The sequence below is a fragment of the Kitasatospora sp. NPDC057692 genome (assembly GCF_042799475.1).
In the GTDB taxonomy this organism is placed as follows: Bacteria; Actinomycetota; Actinomycetes; order Streptomycetales; family Streptomycetaceae; genus Kitasatospora.
In genome coordinates this window covers 36,854-52,015 of record NZ_JBHVIV010000003.1, presented here as the reverse complement: position 1 = coordinate 52,015, position 15,162 = coordinate 36,854, and the positions used below count along the sequence as shown (strand labels likewise).

Genomic DNA, 15,162 nt, shown 5'->3' with positions numbered 1-15,162 from the left:
CCGGTCCATCCTGACCGCCATGCCGACCTTCGACCCCGGCGCGCTCGCGCACAAGCCGACCCTGCCCGGTGCCACCGTCGCCCTCGTCCCGCTCACCGCCCGGCACACCGACCCCATGTGGCGGTTCACCGCGGACGAGGAGACCAACCGCCTCACCGGGACCCGCCGGGCGTTCACCCACGACGAGATCCGCGACTGGTGCGCCACCCGACCCGAGCAGCCCGACCGCCTCGACCTCGCCGTCGAGGACCGCGCCACCGGCCGCTTCCTCGGTGAACTCGCCCTCAACGACCTCGACCCCGACAACGCCTCCGCCCACTACCGGATCGCCCTCACCCCAGGCAGCACCGGCCGCGGCCTCGGCACCGAGGCCACCCTCCTGCTCCTGCGGCACGCCTTCGCGACCGTCCGCCTCCACCGGGTCGAACTGGAGGTCTACGCCTACAACCCCCGCGCCGCCCGCGCCTACGAGAAGGCCGGCTTCCACCACGAGGGCCGTGCCCGCCAGGCCCACCACTGGGCCGGCGAGTACCACGACGTCCTGCGGATGGCCGCCCTCGGCCCCGAGTGGCTCGCCGCTCACCCCTGAGACGGCGGCCACTGCTGCGGCGGCGGATACCCCTGGTACCCCGCCGCCGCAGCGGCGGCGGCCCGCTCCCGGCGGCGCCGCCCGCGCACCACCAGCAGCACGGCCACCACGACCCCGACCAGCACCACGCCGGCGACCCCCGCCGTGCCCACCAGCACCCACTTCACGCCGCGGTTCTCCGCGGTCATCGGCACCGCCACCGGCGGCGGCGAGCCCCACTCCTCCTCGACCGGCGCTACGGAGGGAGCCGCCTGCGCCTCCGCCCGCCCGGCCAGCGGATTCTCCCGCGGCCCCCCGTCCACGGCGGGATTCGCCTCCAGCGCCTTCGCCGGCGACAACAGCCCGTACCCGTAGCGGTTGTTCGGCACCGCCGACCCGTCGGCGGGCGGCGCGGCGCTCTTGATCATCCGGTTGATGACCTGTCCGGCGGAGAGGTCCGGGTACTTCGCCCGGATCAGCGCGGCGGTGGCGGAGACGTAGGCGGTGGCGTCGGAGGTGCCGTTACCGAGGCCATGCGCGCTCGTCGTTTTGGCAATTGCATGGGGGACCTCCGCACCCGGCGCCACCAGGGTGGTCTCGGGACCGAAACTCGACTTTTCCCAGATCCGGCCGTTGCGGTCCACCGCCCCCACCGCAACGACCCCGGGGAAGGCTGCCGGGTACTCCACGGCACCCTTCTTGTCACCGTCGTTTCCCGTGCTCGCTACCAGAACCACGTCCTTGTCGAGCGCGTACTTGACCGCCGCGCGCTCATCTGGGTCGGCTCCGGAGGGTCCACCGATCGACATGTTGACGACCTTCGCACCGTGATCGACGGCATAACGGATCGCCCTGGCTGTGTCCGACTGCGGCAGCAGTGACTGCTCCAGCATGACTCGGATCGGAAGAATCTTGGCCCTCGGGGCCAGGCCCATGATGCCGGCTCCGGTTCCGTGGCCGTGACCGGCGATAAGGCTCGCCATGCCAGTGCCGTGACCGTCCACGTCCACCGTGCCGTCGGTCTTCTCGCCGGTGAAGTCCACCCCTGCCAGCACCTGCCCCGTCAGGTCTTGATGTTCCTTCAGGACACCGCTGTCGATGACCGCGACCGTGACGCCTTCTCCTTGGGAGATCGGCCAGATTGCCGACTCCGCCCGGTACGTCTCGAGCGGCCACTGCGCATCGCGCACGCTGTCGGCGTGGGCGGGATTCGCGGCCACGGTCGCCACCAGCCCGCCCGCCAGCATCACGGCCACCCCGCGACTCAGCCGCCAACTCCTCAAGTCCCGCCACCCCACTCAGCGCAGAGGCCACCCCGCGGCCCGGAAGACCACGGGACAGCCGATCGATCGGCCCGAACCCGCAGGTTGGGCGTCATTCCACCACGTTCGGATTGACCGGATGGCCCGACGTCCAGGTGTCCTCGTCCTCGACGAGGTAGTCGGGGCGCCGCCGTCTCTTCTCATCGTCCTTCCTGCCTCGGTCGGCGCTGCCGAGCGGAACCATGGGTGTCTGCGTCAGCGGACTTCCTGTTCCGGTCTCCGACCGAACCCGTCCGCGCGCCCCCAGGCCCGAGCCGCCCTCGGTGAAGGCCTCCCGGCCGCCGCCCTTTCCGGAACGCTCTCCGACACCGATGACCGTGCCTCCGGTCCGACCGGCCGCGCCCCCGCCCCGGGCGGAACCTGCGCCGACGGTTCCGCTGCCGACCACGCCCGACGTGCCCTCGACGCCGAAGGGCGCACCACTACGGCCGGCTCCGGTCCGCCCCTGTGCCGCTTCGCGGCCACCGCCCACGACCTCCGGCCCGGCCTGCCCGCTCCGCGCGGCGCCCGCCCCCTGCTTGCCGACAGGACCGAACGGCTGCGGGAGCCCGCTCGAGTTGGACGTACCTCCCCCGTGGCCACCCTGCGGCATGGCAGGCTGCCCGGCCGGGGACTGGCTTCCGCCAGTCCCCGGCGAACCGAGGATCGACGTACTGCTCCCCCCGGAAAGAGGCTGTCCGGCGGACGCAGGAACGGCGGCAGCGCCATCCACCACGGTTCCGGCCCCGAAGGTCACCGGCGCGGCCTTGGGCGGGGGCATCGCCACCCCGCCCTTGATGCCCGCGTCGGAAGGAGCGGCCGGCGCCTTCGAGAACGACTGGCCCGTCCCCTGCGGGTTCGAGCGTGCGGCGTCACCCGTCCGGGGATCCGACACGGCCCCCTCCCGCGGACGGGCCGCCGGAACCCCTCCAGTGCCCGCACCGGAATTGCCGACACCGACACCACTGAGGAAGCCGCCCACAGCCGCGTAACCGGTGGCGCCTGTGTCGTCCTCCGGGAACTCCGAGTAGTCACCCCTTCCGCCGCCCTTGCTCGGCGGCCCCGGAGGCTGCGGGGGCTTCAGCATCGGAGCAGCGGTGCGGTAGTGCATGGCCAGGGTCTGCAGGACCGTGGCGGCTTCGGCCTTCTTCTGGTTGGCGACGTCGGTGCGGGCGTCCTCGTCGTCGGCGCCGAAGAGGGAGGAGAAGGTGTCGCCGACGGCGTCCTTGAGCTGTGCGATGCCGCTGGGCTCCTCGGGCATGTCGGCCTTGGCCTTGTCGATGGCCTCGGAGATCGCCTTGAGGGTGATGGCCGCGTCGTTGGCGTAGGAGGCGGCGGTGTTGATGGTGGTGGCGAGGTGGAGCATGCGGCTGTGGAAGGCGTCGCTGGTGCTGCCCTCCCAGGAGGTGGCGGCCTCGGTGCTGGCGCGGGTGAGGGTGGCGCGGATGGCCTTGAGGGTGTCGGCGGCGCGGCGCCAGGGGTCGGCGGCGGCCATCACCTCGCCGGGGTTGAGGGTCTGGACCATCCGGCGGAGTTCGGCGTGGCTGTACTTGTTGAAATCGGTGTAGCTCACCGGACGCCCTTCCCGTCGTCGTGCTGGGCCTGCGCGACGGTCCAGCCGTAGGTCGCGTAGCTGGTGGCGGAGGGGTTGGCCACCGACCAGCCGTCGTCGCCGAGCTTCAGCTTGGACTTGGTCTGCTGCTCCTGCTCCTCGTAGTTGGTGGCGGTGAGCTCGGCCTTCTTCTGGGCCTCGTCGACCGCTTCCTGGAGCTGGTTGAGGACGTCGCGCAAGCCGTCCCGCATGGTCTGGTAGCGGCCGTGCAGGTCGGTGGCCTCGGCGAAGGTGCCGAGCGACGCGGGACCGATGCCGCTGCGGCCGTGGGTCGCGTTGCCGTCGGCGTGGTGCTGGAACTCGGCCAGCAGCAGCCGCACTTGGGCGGCGAAGGCACGCAGCTGCTCGACCTCCACGCGGTAGCCGCGCCCCGATCCGCCGGTCGATCCCGTTCCGTTCCCCGTTGCCACGTGCGGCGCCTCCCCCGTGCGTCCGGCCGGTGTGTCGTTGACGGTTCTGGTGAGTCGGTCATGTCTAACACACGGGCCGCCCCCTGGCGTGCCGTCAGTTCACGTCCGGTGCCGGACTCGCGGCGGCGGCGAGGGCCCGGCGGCAGAGCGAGTCGGCGTGCCGGGTGGTCTCGGGGAGGCGGTAGCGGGGGGCGAGCGCCAGGGTGGTCTCGACGGCTTCGGCGAGGCCGATGCGGTGGCCGACCGAGACGAAGACGGGTTTGACGCCGGGCCGGGTGCGCAGGGCGCGGCCGACCTCCTCGCCGGTGGCCGGGTCGGTGAGCGGGGACGAGTCGCCGCGGGCGGGGCCGGGCTCGTGGTGGTCGAAGGTGAACGGGGTCTTGGCGACGCCGAGGGTGCGCAGGCCGGTGAGGACGCCGAGGTGGCTGGCGAGGCCGAGGCGGCGCGGGTGGGCGAGGCCGTAGCCGTCGCAGACGACGGTGCCGGGGCGGTGGGTGAGGGCGTCGAGGGCATCGAGTACGGCGGGGAGTTCGCGGAAGGCGAGCAGGCCGGGGATGTAGGGGAAGGCGATGCGCCCGGTGGCGGTGGCCTCCTCGACGACGGCGAGGGTGGTCCGGTCGAGGACCACCGCGGCGGCGACGACGAGGTCGCGGTCGTCGTCGTAGGCGACGTCGACCCCGGCGATCAGCCGGTCGTCACCACCGCCCTCCGCGCCGCCACCCGCACCGTCCGACCGGACGAGCGGGCGCAGGCGTTCCTGTTCGGCGAGCGCCTCGGCCTCGGTGGTGGGCCAGTCGGCGGGGATGGGCACGGCGGTTCCCCCAGGGTGCGCGGAGCGGTGGTGGTGCGGTCGCGCCCACCGTACCGAGCGGGGCGGACGGCGCCGGGGGCGAGTCCGCCCGGACGCGCCCGACCGGCGTGCGCCACCCGCACGCCGGTCGGCGCAGACGGCCAGGGGGCCGGTTCAGGCGGTGGAGACCACCACCGTCTTCGCCGCCTTGTCGTGGATGCACTGCCGGTACGGCTTGTCGAAGACCCCGAACAGGCCGTCGATGAGCCACCAGAGCACGGCGCAGCAGAGCACGGCGGGCAGGATGAAGACCGCCGCCCTGGTCCAGGCGGCCGACTGGGTCGGGGAGTTGCCGTCGACCAGCATGGCGACCCGGATCTTCATCGCCTTCTTGCCGAGGGTCTGCCCGTCCCGGCCGAGCATCACGCCCTCGTAGACGAGGTAGAGCCCGCAGGCGAGCCAGAAGGACCCGGCCGAGCCGGAGCGGTCGGAGAGGCTGGCGAACGGCAGGACCAGCAGGAGGGCGACGGCCTGCACCAGCAGGTAGTCGATCAGCCGGGCGAGGATCCGGTTGGGCCAGCTGCCGAGCGGGGGCATCCCGGGGACGGGGCCGCCGCCGGGCGCGCCGTACCCGGCGGGGCCGTAGCCGGGCGGGGGCTGGTCGTACGGCGATCCGCCGTAGGGGTTCTGGCCGTAGGGCGGGCCTGCGGGAGCGCCGCCGTAGGTGCCGCCGTAGGCGCCGGGGCCGTCGGCGGGCGGCGGGCCGGCGGGGGGCGGGGTGCCGTACGGGTCCGACGGCGCACCTTCCGGCGTGCCGCCGCCCGGCTGCGGGGGCTGCTTGCCGAAGGAGGGCTTGCCGCCCCCCTCCGGCTCGGGGCCTGAGGGGTCGTAGGTGCTCATGCCCCGAGTAGAACATCACACATTGTACGAACTTGGGATATTGACTCCGTTTTGTCCGACGGGGCCACTGGGCGGCGGGCGGTGGAGCGTCAGAGCCGGACCACCCGGGTACGGGCGGCCCGGTCGTGCCAGCCGCGGCGGGCCGGGCGGTCGAACAGCGGCCAGAGCAGGCCGGCCATCAGCAGCATCGAGAGCTGCCTGACCAGCCACCGGACCAGCGAGCGGCCGATCCCCGGACGGGCCGGGGCGGCGGCCGCCGGCGGCCGGGCCACCGCGACCACCCGGATCCGGGCCAGCCGCTTGCCGAAGGTCTGGCCGGTGCGGGCGGTCGGCAGGACCTCGTAGAGCAGGCCCACGAAGAGCAGGATGCCGAGCAGGACAGCGGCTTTGCCGACCACCGTGCCGTCGACCAGCCAGACGTCGATCTGGCGGCGGGTGAGGTGGCTGGCCATCCGGGCCTGGTCGAGCTTGCGCTGGAGGTGGGCCTCGACCGAGCGGCCGAGCGGGACGCCCGCGGCGACGGCGACCACGGCCAGCACGGCGGTGTCGACCAGGCGGGCGGCGAGGCGGCGCCCGAGCCCGGCCGGCAGCGGCGCGGGCGCCGGGGTCGCCCCTGCCCGACGGCGCGGGGCGGCGGGCGACGGCCGGACGGCGGTGGCGGCGCGACGGGTGGCGGCCGGAGGGGACGGGGCCGAGGGGGTCGACGGAGCGGGTTCGACGGCCGGCCCGGGCTCGACGGCCTCCACCGCCAGGGCCGGATCCGCGGCCGGGTCCGGGCCCGGACCCGACGGCGCGGCGGGCGAAGCCGACACCACCGGGATGAGCATCGGACCCGCCGGCTCCGGGGCGCTCGCCCGCTCCGGGACGGACCCTGCGGCGGGAGGCTCCTCCGCCGTCCCTGGCAGCACGCCCCAGGACACCCAGTGCGACCCGTGGCCCCGCCCCATCCGCCCGTGCTGCGCCCACGGGTCCGCCTGCCATCCGACCGACTCCCGCCCCGGCCCCGGCTCCCGCTCAGGCGCCGACTCCGGCACCGGTTCGGCCCCGACCCCCGCCGCCGGCTCCGCGACGGGCGCCCGCTCCCCGCCACGGCGGAACACCGGCCCGTTCTCCGGCACCGCGAAGGTGAACGAGGCGCCGCCGCCCGTCTGGTCCAGGTACACCGGCCCGGTGTCCCCGCCGGACGGTGCCCGCCCCACCGACTCCACCGACTCCACCGGCCCCGCCGGGGACGCCGCCGCCACCGGAGGCGGCACGCGCCGCCCCGCCCCGGCCCCGCCGCCCGCCACCCCCGGCCGGCGGGTCGCGTACCGGGGCGGTTCGAGCACCTCGCCCTCCGCCGGGGCCGGCCGGCTGGTGCCGGGCACCCAGGCGGAGCCGCCCCAGTAGCGGACGAATCCGGGGATGGAGGGGTCGGGGTAGTAGCCCGGCGCAGGGCCGGCGGCCGTGTCCGTGCTGCCGCCGGCGAGGGGCCGGTCCGTCATGGGGGCTCGCTTTCCTGGCAGGCCGATGCGGCGCGCCCGGCGAGGGGGTGTGCACGACGGTGGCACGGGCGACCGGGGCGGCTCCGCCGTCGGCGCGCGAGGAAGTGCCACCGCGGAGATGCCACCGAGGAGGCGGACAGTCGCCGGACAGTCACAAAGGGTAGTACCTCGGCGGGTGGGCCGAGCGAACTTGGCCGTTCACCGGACAGGCCGAGGCCGCCCACGGTAAGGAAGACGGCGCGTACGCCCGACCGCGCGCCCGCCGTCCCGCCTTCACCCCTCCCCGCACCACCGCCGACGGATCTCCGCAAGAAAATCCCGAGAAATCCCGGAAACCCGTGTAAGAGCGCTCCCGGGCCGCGCTCTTCAAGGTCACAGGGCCCGGAACCGGGCACCAACCGCAGGAAGAGAGGATCCGATCATGGAGCGCCCGACGAGCGTGGTCGAGCACGAGCTGGAGCTCAACCTGGTGCTCTCCCCCGAGCACAGCGTCCCCGTCCCGGCCCGGCTGTCCTACGGCGTGCACGACCCCTACGCCGTGCACATCACCTTCCACCTGGACACCGGCTCGCCGGTGACCTGGGTGTTCGCCCGCGAGCTGCTGGTGGAGGGCACCTTCCGGCCGTGCGGCCAGGGCGACGTGCGGATCTGGCCGGCCCTGGCCGGGGGGACCTCCAAGGGCCGGCGCAGCGTGCTCTGCCTGGCGCTGAGCTCGCCGGCCGGGGACGCGCTGCTGGAGGCGCCGCTGCCTGCGGTGGCCGCCTGGCTGGAGCGGGCCCACCGCCTGGTGCCGCCGGGCAGCGAGATGGCCGCGCTGGACATGGACGGCTCGCTGGCCGCGCTGCTCGCGTGAGGCCCGCGAGCCGCCGCCCCGCCCCCGGCGACCCGGCCGACTCAGCGGGCCGCGGGGGCCTGCTGACGCTCGCGCGCGGAGTCCGGCCGCCCGCCGCCACGCTGTCCGGGCAGCGCCGCCGGCGGCGCGCCGGGCGCCAGGCGCCGGGCGCGCACGCGTAGCGCGGCGGCCAGCAGGAAGGCGGTCCCGACGAGCGGGTAGACCGAGGTCGGGATCTGGCGGAGCGGCGACAGCTCCAGCACCAGCGCGCCCTGCGGCTTGGCGAGCCACATCGCGAAGGACAGGAAGGCGATCAGCGTGGCGGCGAAGGCGGCCCGCCAGCGGACCTTCCGGACGGCGGCCGGACGGGCCCGTTCGACCGCCGCCTCGCAGGCGAGCAGGACGAGCAGCGGCACGCACCAGACCCAGTGGTGGGTCCAGCTGATCGGCGAGATCAGCACGGCGGTGACGGCGGCGCAGCAGACGCCCCAGGCCTCGGAGCGCGACAGGTGGCGCGAGCTGCGGGCGGCCCAGGCGGCGACGCCCAGGCCGGCCACCGCGACGGCGGCGGAGGCCAGGGTGGCGGCGGTGCCCGGTTCGGCGGTGTGCAGCAGCCGGGCGACGGCGCCGCTGAGCGCCTGGTTGTCGACGATCTCGGTCTTGCCGACCCGCGAGGAATCGTAGAGGTACTTGGTCCAGAAGCCCCAGGTGGCGTCCGGCAGGACGAGCGCGCCGATCAGGAAGGTGCCGAGGAAGGTCGCGCCGGCCACGAACGCGGCCCGGACCCGGCCGGTGAGCAGCAGGTAGACCGCGAACAGGCCGGGGGTGAGCTTGATGCCGGCGGCGATGCCGATCGCGACGCCCTTGCTGCGGCGCGCGTCGGGCCGGGTGAGGTCCCAGAGGATGAGGCAGGCCAGGGCGAGGTTGATCTGGCCGTAGCGCAGCGTGGTGTAGACGGGTTCGAGCCAGACGCCGAGGCCGGTGACCAGGACGACGCCGATCGCGCGCAGGTCCCGGCGCGGCCAGCCGACCAGCTTGAACGACAGGTGGGTGAACAGCGCGAGCAGGCCGAGGTTGCAGAGCGTGACCGCGACCCGTAGGAACGGGATGGGGAACCAGGTCGTCGGCACGAACAGCATCGCGGCGAACGGCGGGTAGGTGGCGGGCAGGTCCCACTGCGTGACGCGCAGTCCGTAGAGGTCCCCGCCGTTGGCGACGGCGGCGCCCTCGGCCCGGTAGACGATCATGTCCACCATCGAGGTGTGGGCGAAGTGCCGGACCACCGCGTAGGCGAGCAGGGAGAACAACGCGACCGCGGAGGCGGCCAGCAGCGGCCGGCGCGGGGCCTCGCGCAGGGCTCGCGCGGGTGCGCCGAGGGCGGTGCGCAGCCGGTCCGACAGGGGGGCGGGCGCCCGGTCCGGTGCGGTGGGCACCGCGCCGCGCTCGTCTTGCACCGCTGTCACTCTTCGCTCCGTCCGCCGGTCGGCCAACCAGCGACGATACCCGATGCCCTGGGGCCGCCCCGGATCGGGTCGATCACGCAGAGTAGTTGCCCGGGATGTGGTACCGGCCGGCCGTGCCCCGCTGCGGTCGGGGCACGGACGGCCGGGGTCAGTGGGGCGGAGGTCAGCCGGTGTAGGCGCCGAGGGCCCGGGTGAAGTCCAGCGGCTGCTGGACGATCGAGCTGCAGCTGGCGTCGGCGTACGCCTTGGCGCCGCCCTCGCAGGCCTTGTCGCGGGTGCCGGACCACATCGCCAGCCAGGCCAGGTGCTTGCTCTTCGCGAAGTCGGCGAGCTGCTTGGCGTCGGCGACGGTGAAGACCTCGCTGGCGACGTCGTTGACGCCGATCATCGGGGTGACCGCGACCTTGCGCCAGGCGGCCGCGTCGTCGAGCCCGAGCACGCTCTTCACCTGGGCCTGGGTGGCGGTGGCCGCGGCGATGGCGTACTTGCCCATCTGGCCCTGCGGGTTGGGGGCGACGCCGTCGCCGAAGTCCATCGCCATGATGTTGACCGCGCCGATCGCCACGCCGTTGTTCTTGGCGTCGGCCACCAGGTTGACGCCCTCCTGGGTCAGGCCGGAGGGCAGCACGGGCAGGGTGTAGGAGACGTCCAGGGCCTTGCCCTTGGCGGCCGCGTTCTTCTGCAGCTGGACGATGGCCTGGGCGCGGCGGGTGTTGGCGGCGGCGTTGGCGATGGCGCCGCCCTCGACGTCGAAGTCGACCTTGGTGAGGCCGTAGGCGTCGACGGTCTTCTGGTAGACGGCGGTGAGGTCGGCGACCGAGGAGCAGGCGAGGGCCAGCTCGGTGCCGTTGGCGCCGCCGAAGGAGACCCGGACGTCGCCGCCGATCGCCCGCAGGGCGCCGATCTGGGCGGCCACCGCGTCGGCGGCGAGGTCGCTCACGCCGCCCCACTTCGGGGTGCAGCCGCCGCCGGAGACGACGAAGGCCAGGGTGAAGTCCTTGACCCCGGTGGCCTTGGCGGTGGCGACCAGGTCGTAGGGCGGGTAGAGCGAGGTGTCGACGTACGGCGCGAAGCCGGCGCCGCCGGCCGGGGCGGGGGTGCCGGTCGCGGTGGCGGTGGGTGCCGGGGTGGTGGGGACGGCGGTGGCGGTCGCGGTGGCCGTCGGGGCCGGGGTGGTGGGCCGGGGGGTCGCCGTGGCGGTCGGGCTCGGCGCACCGGTGGCGGTCGCCGTCGCGGTGGCGGTCGGCGTCGGCACCGCGGTGGCCGTGGCCGAGGCCGAGGCGGACGGGGAGGCCGTCGGGGTGGTGGTCGGGCGGCCGGACGGGGTGGGCGCGGTGCCGTCCCCCGGCTTGCACGAGGCCTTGTTGATCAGGCAGTTGCCCGGCTCGGCCTGCGCGGCGCCGGAGCCCTGGGCGACGAAGCCGACCACGATGCTCTTGCCGGCCTCCAGCCGCTTGCTCCACGCCTCCGGCCGGACGGTGATGTGCTGGCCCTCGGCCGTGAAGGTGGCGTTCCAGAGCGAGTCGATCCTGGCGCCGGCCGGCAGGTCGAAGCTGAGCGTCCAGTCCTCGATGGCGCTGCCGTCCGGGTTGGTGACCAGGTACTGGCCGGTGAAGCCGGAGTCCCAGCTGCTGGTGCGGCTGTAGACGGCGCCGAGCGAGGCGGCGCTGGCCGAGGAGGCGAGGACGACGACGCCTCCGGCGACCAGGGCGGCGGCGACCGCCGAGGCGCCGATCAGCAGGCCCTTGCGGCTGCGCCGACGGCGGCCTCCCTGGCGGCGGTGCGGCTGCTGGGTCGTCATGGGGGCTTACCTCCGGAGCTGGCAGGTGGGCGGTCGGGGGGTGACCGCCGCCGATGACGCTAATGGCGCGCAATGGCCGGAAACCGCCTGCTGAGCCAGGGGTAGAACTCCCTTACGGCGCGCTTAAGAAAAAGACGGCACACCCCTCCCCCTGGTCTCCCAGGGCCCGTACGAAGCGCTGAAACCTTTCGCCACCCAGCCCGCGGCGGCCCGGTTCAGCGCGGGAACAGCGAGCCGCGGCCGCGGCGTCTTCCGGTCCGCTCCGGAGCGGTGCCGTCCTGCCGGGTGCGCAGCCGCAGCCGGATCTCCGCACCGCCGAGCACGGCCGACGCACCGAGCGCGAGATCGCCGCCGGTCGCCTCGGCGAGCTTGCGGACGATGTCCAGCCCGAGGCCGGTGGAGCCCTCGCCGCCGTGGCCCTCGCCGCGCTTGAGCGCGGCCTGCGGGTCGGTGAAGCCCGGGCCCGCGTCCCCGACCAGCACGATCACCGAGCTCTCGGTGGGCAGCACGTCCACCGAGAAGGCGGTGCCGACGGCGGTGTGCCGGAAGACGTTGCCGAGCAGCGCGTCCACCGCCGCGGCCAGATCACCGCGCTGCACCGGGACGGGCGTCTCGCGGTCGGCGCCGGCCAGCTGCCAGGGGCGGCCCTCGTCCTCGGCGAGCGCGGACCAGAAGCCGACCCGCTCCCGGATCACCTCGGCGGCGTCGCAGCCGACGGTGACGGCGGGCGCGTCCTCGGGCGCCCGGCGGGCCGAGCGGATGATCTGGTCGACCTCGCGCTCCAGCTGCGACACCGCGTGCCGGGTGGCGTCGGCCGCGTCGCCGTCGCCGAGCGAGGCGGCGTTCAGCCGCAGCACGGTCAGCGGGGTGCGCAGCCGGTGCGACAGGTCCGCGGCCAGCTCGCGTTCGGCGGCGAGCAGCTGGACGACCCGGTCGGCCATCGCGTTGAACGCGTGGGCGGCCTCGTGCAGCTCCACGGGGCTGCCGGCGGCCTGCTTGCCGTCCACCGGCACCCGGACGGCGAGGTTGCCCGAGCCGAGCGAGCGGGCGGCCGCGGCGAGCCGGCGGGCCGAGGCGACGATCCGGGCGCCCATCCGGTCGGCGACCAGCACCGAGATGGCGACCAGCCCGAGCGCGACCCCGGAGAGCACCTGCCAGGCGGTGGCGACGCCCCGGGTGAGGTCGCCGTCGGCCACGAACACCTCGACCACGGCGGTCCGCGTGGTGTCCACGGCGACCGGCTGGAGCAGCGCGAAGCCACCCGGGACCTGCACCGTGAAGGAGCGCCCCTGGACGCCCGCCGTGTCCACGTCGGCGTCCAGCGCCCGGACTTCGCCGATGGTCGCGCCGGCCGCGGGCCCGGTGGCCGCCGCGGCGGCCACCCCCGGTGTCCCCGGCGCGCCCGCGGCCGTCCCCGTCCCGCCCGGCGCCGCGGCCACCCCGCCCGCGGCGCCGGCCGGACCGGCAGCGGTGCCGCCGCCGGAGGCGGTACCGCTGCCGGAGGCGGCCCCGGTACCCGACCCGGCGGCGCCCTCCGGCGGCGGCAGGTGCACCGCCATCCGCCCCTGCGCACCCGCGTCCGTCGAGGCCACCGCCCGGGCGATGGCGTCCTCGCTGGTGGTGATGGCCAGCGCCGGGCCGAGCGCCGCGGCCTGCCGCTCGGCGGCCGTGAACGCCCGGTCCCGGGCCGTCTGCTGGACCATCAGGCCGAGCGGGATGAGGAAGGCCAGCGCGACCATGGTGGTCCCGGCCACGGCGGCCTTGATCAGGGCCCAGCGCAGCGAGTGCCGCAACCGCCTCATGTCCGGCGCTCCACGGGGACGGGCCCGGGCCCGGCGGCCTGTCCGGACGCCTCCAGCCGGACCCCGACCCCGCGCACGGTGTGCAGGTAGCGCGGGCTCGACGCGGTCTCACCGAGCTTGCGGCGCAACCAGGACAGGTGCACGTCGATGGTCTGGTCCCCGCCGTAGGTCTGCCGCCAGACCTCGGCCAGGATCTCCTTGCGCGGCACCACCACGCCCGGCCGGGCCGCGAGGAAGGCCAGCAGGTCGAACTCACGCCGGGTCAGGTCCAGCCCCCGCCCGTCCAGCGAGGCCTCCCGGCGCTGGAGGTCGATCGCCAGCCCGCCGACCCTGAGCACCTGGCTGACCGGGGCCGCCCCGCCGCCGAGCCGGCGCAGCACGGCGGCCATCCGGGCGCTCAGGTGCTCCCCGGAGAACGGTTTCACCAGGTAGTCGTCGGCCCCGTCGTTGAGCAGCCGGACGATCTCGGCCTCGTCGTCCCGGGCGGTGGAGATGATGACCGGGACGTTGGTCAGGCCACGGATCATCTTGAGCGCCTCGCTGCCGTCGAGATCCGGCAGCCCCAGGTCCAGGATCACCAGGTCGCAGCCGACCTGGGCGACCTCGCGCAGCGCCTCAAGTGCCGTGCCCACGCTGCGAACCGCGTGGCCGGTGTCGGTCAGGTGGCGGATGAGGGCGGATCGTACAAAGGGGTCGTCCTCGACCACGAGCACTGTTGCCATGGGGTTGCACGGTACGCCATCGGCCCCGAATGGTCTGTACCTCGGGTTGGTTGGCACCGGTCTGCGGGGAGCCGGCCGCACTTGTGCAAGTTCCCTGTGGAAGTACCGGGGCGCCCACCTGCGCGCCCGGGAGATACGGCAGGATGTGCGCACGATGCGGAACGGACTGGTACAGCTCGGCGCCTGGGCGGCGGCCACCGGGGCGGCGGTGGCGCTGTCCTGGTTCGGCGTGCACGCCGTGCTGACCGGCGACGCCTTCGAACAGCCCACCGCGCTGCCGCTGCCCTCGCCGGCGTCGGCCGACGGGGCGAGACCCGTGCCGACGCCCGCGGCGACGCAGCCGCAGTCGGCCGACCGCCCCGGCCCGACCGCGGCGCCGTCCACCGGCCGGGCGTCGGCGGCCCCGCCCAGGCCGGTGGCCCCCGCCACCCCGTCGGCCGCCGCGCCGACCCCGCACCGCCCGGCACCGGTCAGCAGCACCACATCCTCCGTGCACAGTTATCCCGTCCCGGGCGGCAAGGTCGCCCTGGACCTCCAGCCGGACCGGGCCTCGCTGGTCTCGGCCACCCCGGACTCGGGATGGCAGATGCAGGTCTGGAACGGCCCGCAGTGGCTCCGGGTGGACTTCACCAAGGACAACCAGGCCAACTCGGTGATCGTCTCCTGGAACGGCTACCCGCCGCGGGTCGACACCGTCATCCGCTGACCCGGCCGGTCACCAGCGCTCGAAGGGCACGTAGCCCGGGAGGTAGGGCCCGCGGTAGCGGGAGCGGTCGACCAGGGTGTGCCTGGTCCCGCCGGGCACCCCGATCGCGGCGAGCACCACGGTGCCGTACGCGTCGCGCACCTCGTAGGGCTCGGCGAGCGAGGCGGCGCCCCGGTCGACGGCGTAGTCGTACGCGTAACAGACGTCCGGCACGGCGACGGCGAGGTCGACCACGCCGTCGCCGTGCCGGGCCAGGTGCCCGGCCAGCTCCCGGCCGCGCGGGCCGATCGCCTGGACGAGCGAGGTCAGCACGAATCTGGTCCCGGGCGCCCGCAGCACGTAGGACACCGTCTCCGGCTCGCCCGTCTCCGGCCCGGCGTACGCGGTGCAGCGCAGCCCGAGCGCGACCGCGTACCGGCGGGCCGCCCGCTCGGCGTCGCCGACCACGAAGACCACCGCGTCGGCGCGGCCCATCGGGAGCAGGCCGATCTGCTCCGCGGTGCCGGCGTCGGGGGCCGCCGTCCCGGGCGCGGACCTGCCGGGGCCGACGCCGCCCGGGACGGCCGTGCGCGGGGCCTCGGCGAGCAGCACGCGGTCGGCGGCGGTGTCGGTCATGTCAGCCCTCCCGGTCGGGGTGCGGGACCACGGGTCGCCCCGGGACGCCGGGGTGGGGACGGGCGCACGGGGTCGTGGCTGGAGGGTGGCGCCGAGCCGACGTCCGCGCAACTGTTCCGTTTCCTCCTGGTCAAGCTGTGCTCCGGGGCGGGAGAA

14 protein-coding genes are annotated in these 15,162 nt (G+C 75.0%); 3 read left to right on the top strand and 11 right to left on the bottom strand.

Annotation, left to right across the window (positions count from 1 at the left end; genetic code table 11):
- Positions 1-19: 19 nt before the first annotated feature.
- Positions 20-589, top strand: a complete 570-nt coding sequence (locus ACFVFS_RS02435; RefSeq protein WP_380619211.1) for a GNAT family N-acetyltransferase — start codon at positions 20-22, stop codon at positions 587-589.
- Here ACFVFS_RS02435 and mycP read toward each other — a convergent pair.
- From mycP to ACFVFS_RS02405, 6 genes are all read right to left on the bottom strand, one after another.
- Complete coding sequence (gene mycP / locus ACFVFS_RS02430) at positions 580-1,815, bottom strand: type VII secretion-associated serine protease mycosin (protein WP_380619434.1); 1,236 nt, start codon at positions 1,813-1,815, stop codon at positions 580-582. The genes ACFVFS_RS02435 and mycP overlap by 10 nt on opposite strands.
- Before the next feature lie 127 nt (positions 1,816-1,942).
- Positions 1,943-3,394, bottom strand: a complete 1,452-nt coding sequence (locus tag ACFVFS_RS02425) for a PPE domain-containing protein (protein WP_380619209.1) — start codon at positions 3,392-3,394, stop codon at positions 1,943-1,945.
- Between the two features lie 44 nt (positions 3,395-3,438).
- Positions 3,439-3,891, bottom strand: coding sequence for a hypothetical protein (locus tag ACFVFS_RS02420; protein WP_380619207.1), 453 nt, complete (start codon positions 3,889-3,891; stop codon positions 3,439-3,441).
- 94 nt (positions 3,892-3,985) lie between these two features.
- Positions 3,986-4,702 carry an endonuclease V gene (locus ACFVFS_RS02415; RefSeq protein ID WP_380619205.1) on the bottom strand — a complete coding sequence of 239 codons (717 nt, stop codon included), beginning with the start codon at positions 4,700-4,702 and terminating at the stop codon, positions 3,986-3,988.
- A 153-nt stretch (positions 4,703-4,855) separates the two neighbouring features.
- Positions 4,856-5,581: an RDD family protein gene (locus tag ACFVFS_RS02410; RefSeq protein WP_380619203.1), complete on the bottom strand. Its 726-nt coding sequence runs from the start codon at positions 5,579-5,581 to the stop codon at positions 4,856-4,858.
- A gap of 89 nt (positions 5,582-5,670) precedes the next feature.
- Entirely contained in the window at positions 5,671-7,065 is a 1,395-nt protein-coding gene (locus tag ACFVFS_RS02405; RefSeq protein WP_380619201.1) for an RDD family protein, read from the bottom strand.
- 421 nt (positions 7,066-7,486) lie between these two features.
- Here ACFVFS_RS02405 and ACFVFS_RS02400 point away from each other — a divergent pair, with 421 nt between their 5' ends.
- A complete protein-coding gene (locus ACFVFS_RS02400) occupies positions 7,487-7,918 on the top strand; it encodes an SsgA family sporulation/cell division regulator (protein WP_380619199.1) in 432 nt (143 codons plus the stop codon).
- Positions 7,919-7,959: 41 nt separating this feature from the next.
- On the opposite strand, the gene ACFVFS_RS02395 is transcribed toward ACFVFS_RS02400, so the two are convergent.
- The 4 genes from ACFVFS_RS02395 to ACFVFS_RS02380 form a co-directional block, all read right to left on the bottom strand.
- Complete coding sequence (locus ACFVFS_RS02395) at positions 7,960-9,360, bottom strand: glycosyltransferase 87 family protein (protein ID WP_380619197.1); 1,401 nt, start codon at positions 9,358-9,360, stop codon at positions 7,960-7,962.
- A 163-nt stretch (positions 9,361-9,523) separates the two neighbouring features.
- Positions 9,524-11,161, bottom strand: a complete 1,638-nt coding sequence (locus ACFVFS_RS02390) for a cellulose binding domain-containing protein (RefSeq protein WP_380619195.1) — start codon at positions 11,159-11,161, stop codon at positions 9,524-9,526.
- Between the two features lie 215 nt (positions 11,162-11,376).
- A complete protein-coding gene (locus ACFVFS_RS02385) occupies positions 11,377-12,963 on the bottom strand; it encodes an ATP-binding protein (RefSeq protein ID WP_380619193.1) in 1,587 nt (528 codons plus the stop codon).
- Entirely contained in the window at positions 12,960-13,685 is a 726-nt protein-coding gene (locus ACFVFS_RS02380; RefSeq protein ID WP_380619191.1) for a response regulator transcription factor, read from the bottom strand. Before ACFVFS_RS02380 ends, ACFVFS_RS02385 begins: the two co-directional genes overlap by 4 nt.
- A 154-nt stretch (positions 13,686-13,839) precedes the next feature.
- On the opposite strand from ACFVFS_RS02380, the gene ACFVFS_RS02375 reads away from it, so the two are divergent.
- Positions 13,840-14,391 carry a hypothetical protein gene (locus tag ACFVFS_RS02375; RefSeq protein ID WP_380619189.1) on the top strand — a complete coding sequence of 184 codons (552 nt, stop codon included), beginning with the start codon at positions 13,840-13,842 and terminating at the stop codon, positions 14,389-14,391.
- A gap of 9 nt (positions 14,392-14,400) precedes the next feature.
- Here ACFVFS_RS02375 and ACFVFS_RS02370 read toward each other — a convergent pair whose 3' ends face one another.
- Positions 14,401-15,006 carry a VOC family protein gene (locus tag ACFVFS_RS02370; protein WP_380619187.1) on the bottom strand — a complete coding sequence of 202 codons (606 nt, stop codon included), beginning with the start codon at positions 15,004-15,006 and terminating at the stop codon, positions 14,401-14,403.
- Between the last annotated feature and the right edge of the window lie 156 nt (positions 15,007-15,162).

What these genes read in the sequence shown, in the direction of transcription:
- ACFVFS_RS02435 (WP_380619211.1), top strand. Translation starts at nt 20, where the DNA reads ATGCCGACCTTCGACCCCGGCGCGCTCGCGCACAAGCCGACCCTGCCC.
- mycP (WP_380619434.1), bottom strand. Translation starts at nt 1,815, where the DNA reads ATGCTGGCGGGCGGGCTGGTGGCGACCGTGGCCGCGAATCCCGCCCAC.
- ACFVFS_RS02425 (WP_380619209.1), bottom strand. Translation starts at nt 3,394, where the DNA reads ATGGTCCAGACCCTCAACCCCGGCGAGGTGATGGCCGCCGCCGACCCC.
- ACFVFS_RS02410 (WP_380619203.1), bottom strand. Translation starts at nt 5,581, where the DNA reads ATGAGCACCTACGACCCCTCAGGCCCCGAGCCGGAGGGGGGCGGCAAG.
- ACFVFS_RS02405 (WP_380619201.1), bottom strand. Translation starts at nt 7,065, where the DNA reads ATGACGGACCGGCCCCTCGCCGGCGGCAGCACGGACACGGCCGCCGGC.
- ACFVFS_RS02400 (WP_380619199.1), top strand. Translation starts at nt 7,487, where the DNA reads ATGGAGCGCCCGACGAGCGTGGTCGAGCACGAGCTGGAGCTCAACCTG.
- ACFVFS_RS02390 (WP_380619195.1), bottom strand. Translation starts at nt 11,161, where the DNA reads ATGACGACCCAGCAGCCGCACCGCCGCCAGGGAGGCCGCCGTCGGCGC.
- ACFVFS_RS02385 (WP_380619193.1), bottom strand. Translation starts at nt 12,963, where the DNA reads ATGAGGCGGTTGCGGCACTCGCTGCGCTGGGCCCTGATCAAGGCCGCC.
- ACFVFS_RS02380 (WP_380619191.1), bottom strand. Translation starts at nt 13,685, where the DNA reads ATGGCAACAGTGCTCGTGGTCGAGGACGACCCCTTTGTACGATCCGCC.
- ACFVFS_RS02375 (WP_380619189.1), top strand. Translation starts at nt 13,840, where the DNA reads ATGCGGAACGGACTGGTACAGCTCGGCGCCTGGGCGGCGGCCACCGGG.
- ACFVFS_RS02370 (WP_380619187.1), bottom strand. Translation starts at nt 15,006, where the DNA reads ATGACCGACACCGCCGCCGACCGCGTGCTGCTCGCCGAGGCCCCGCGC.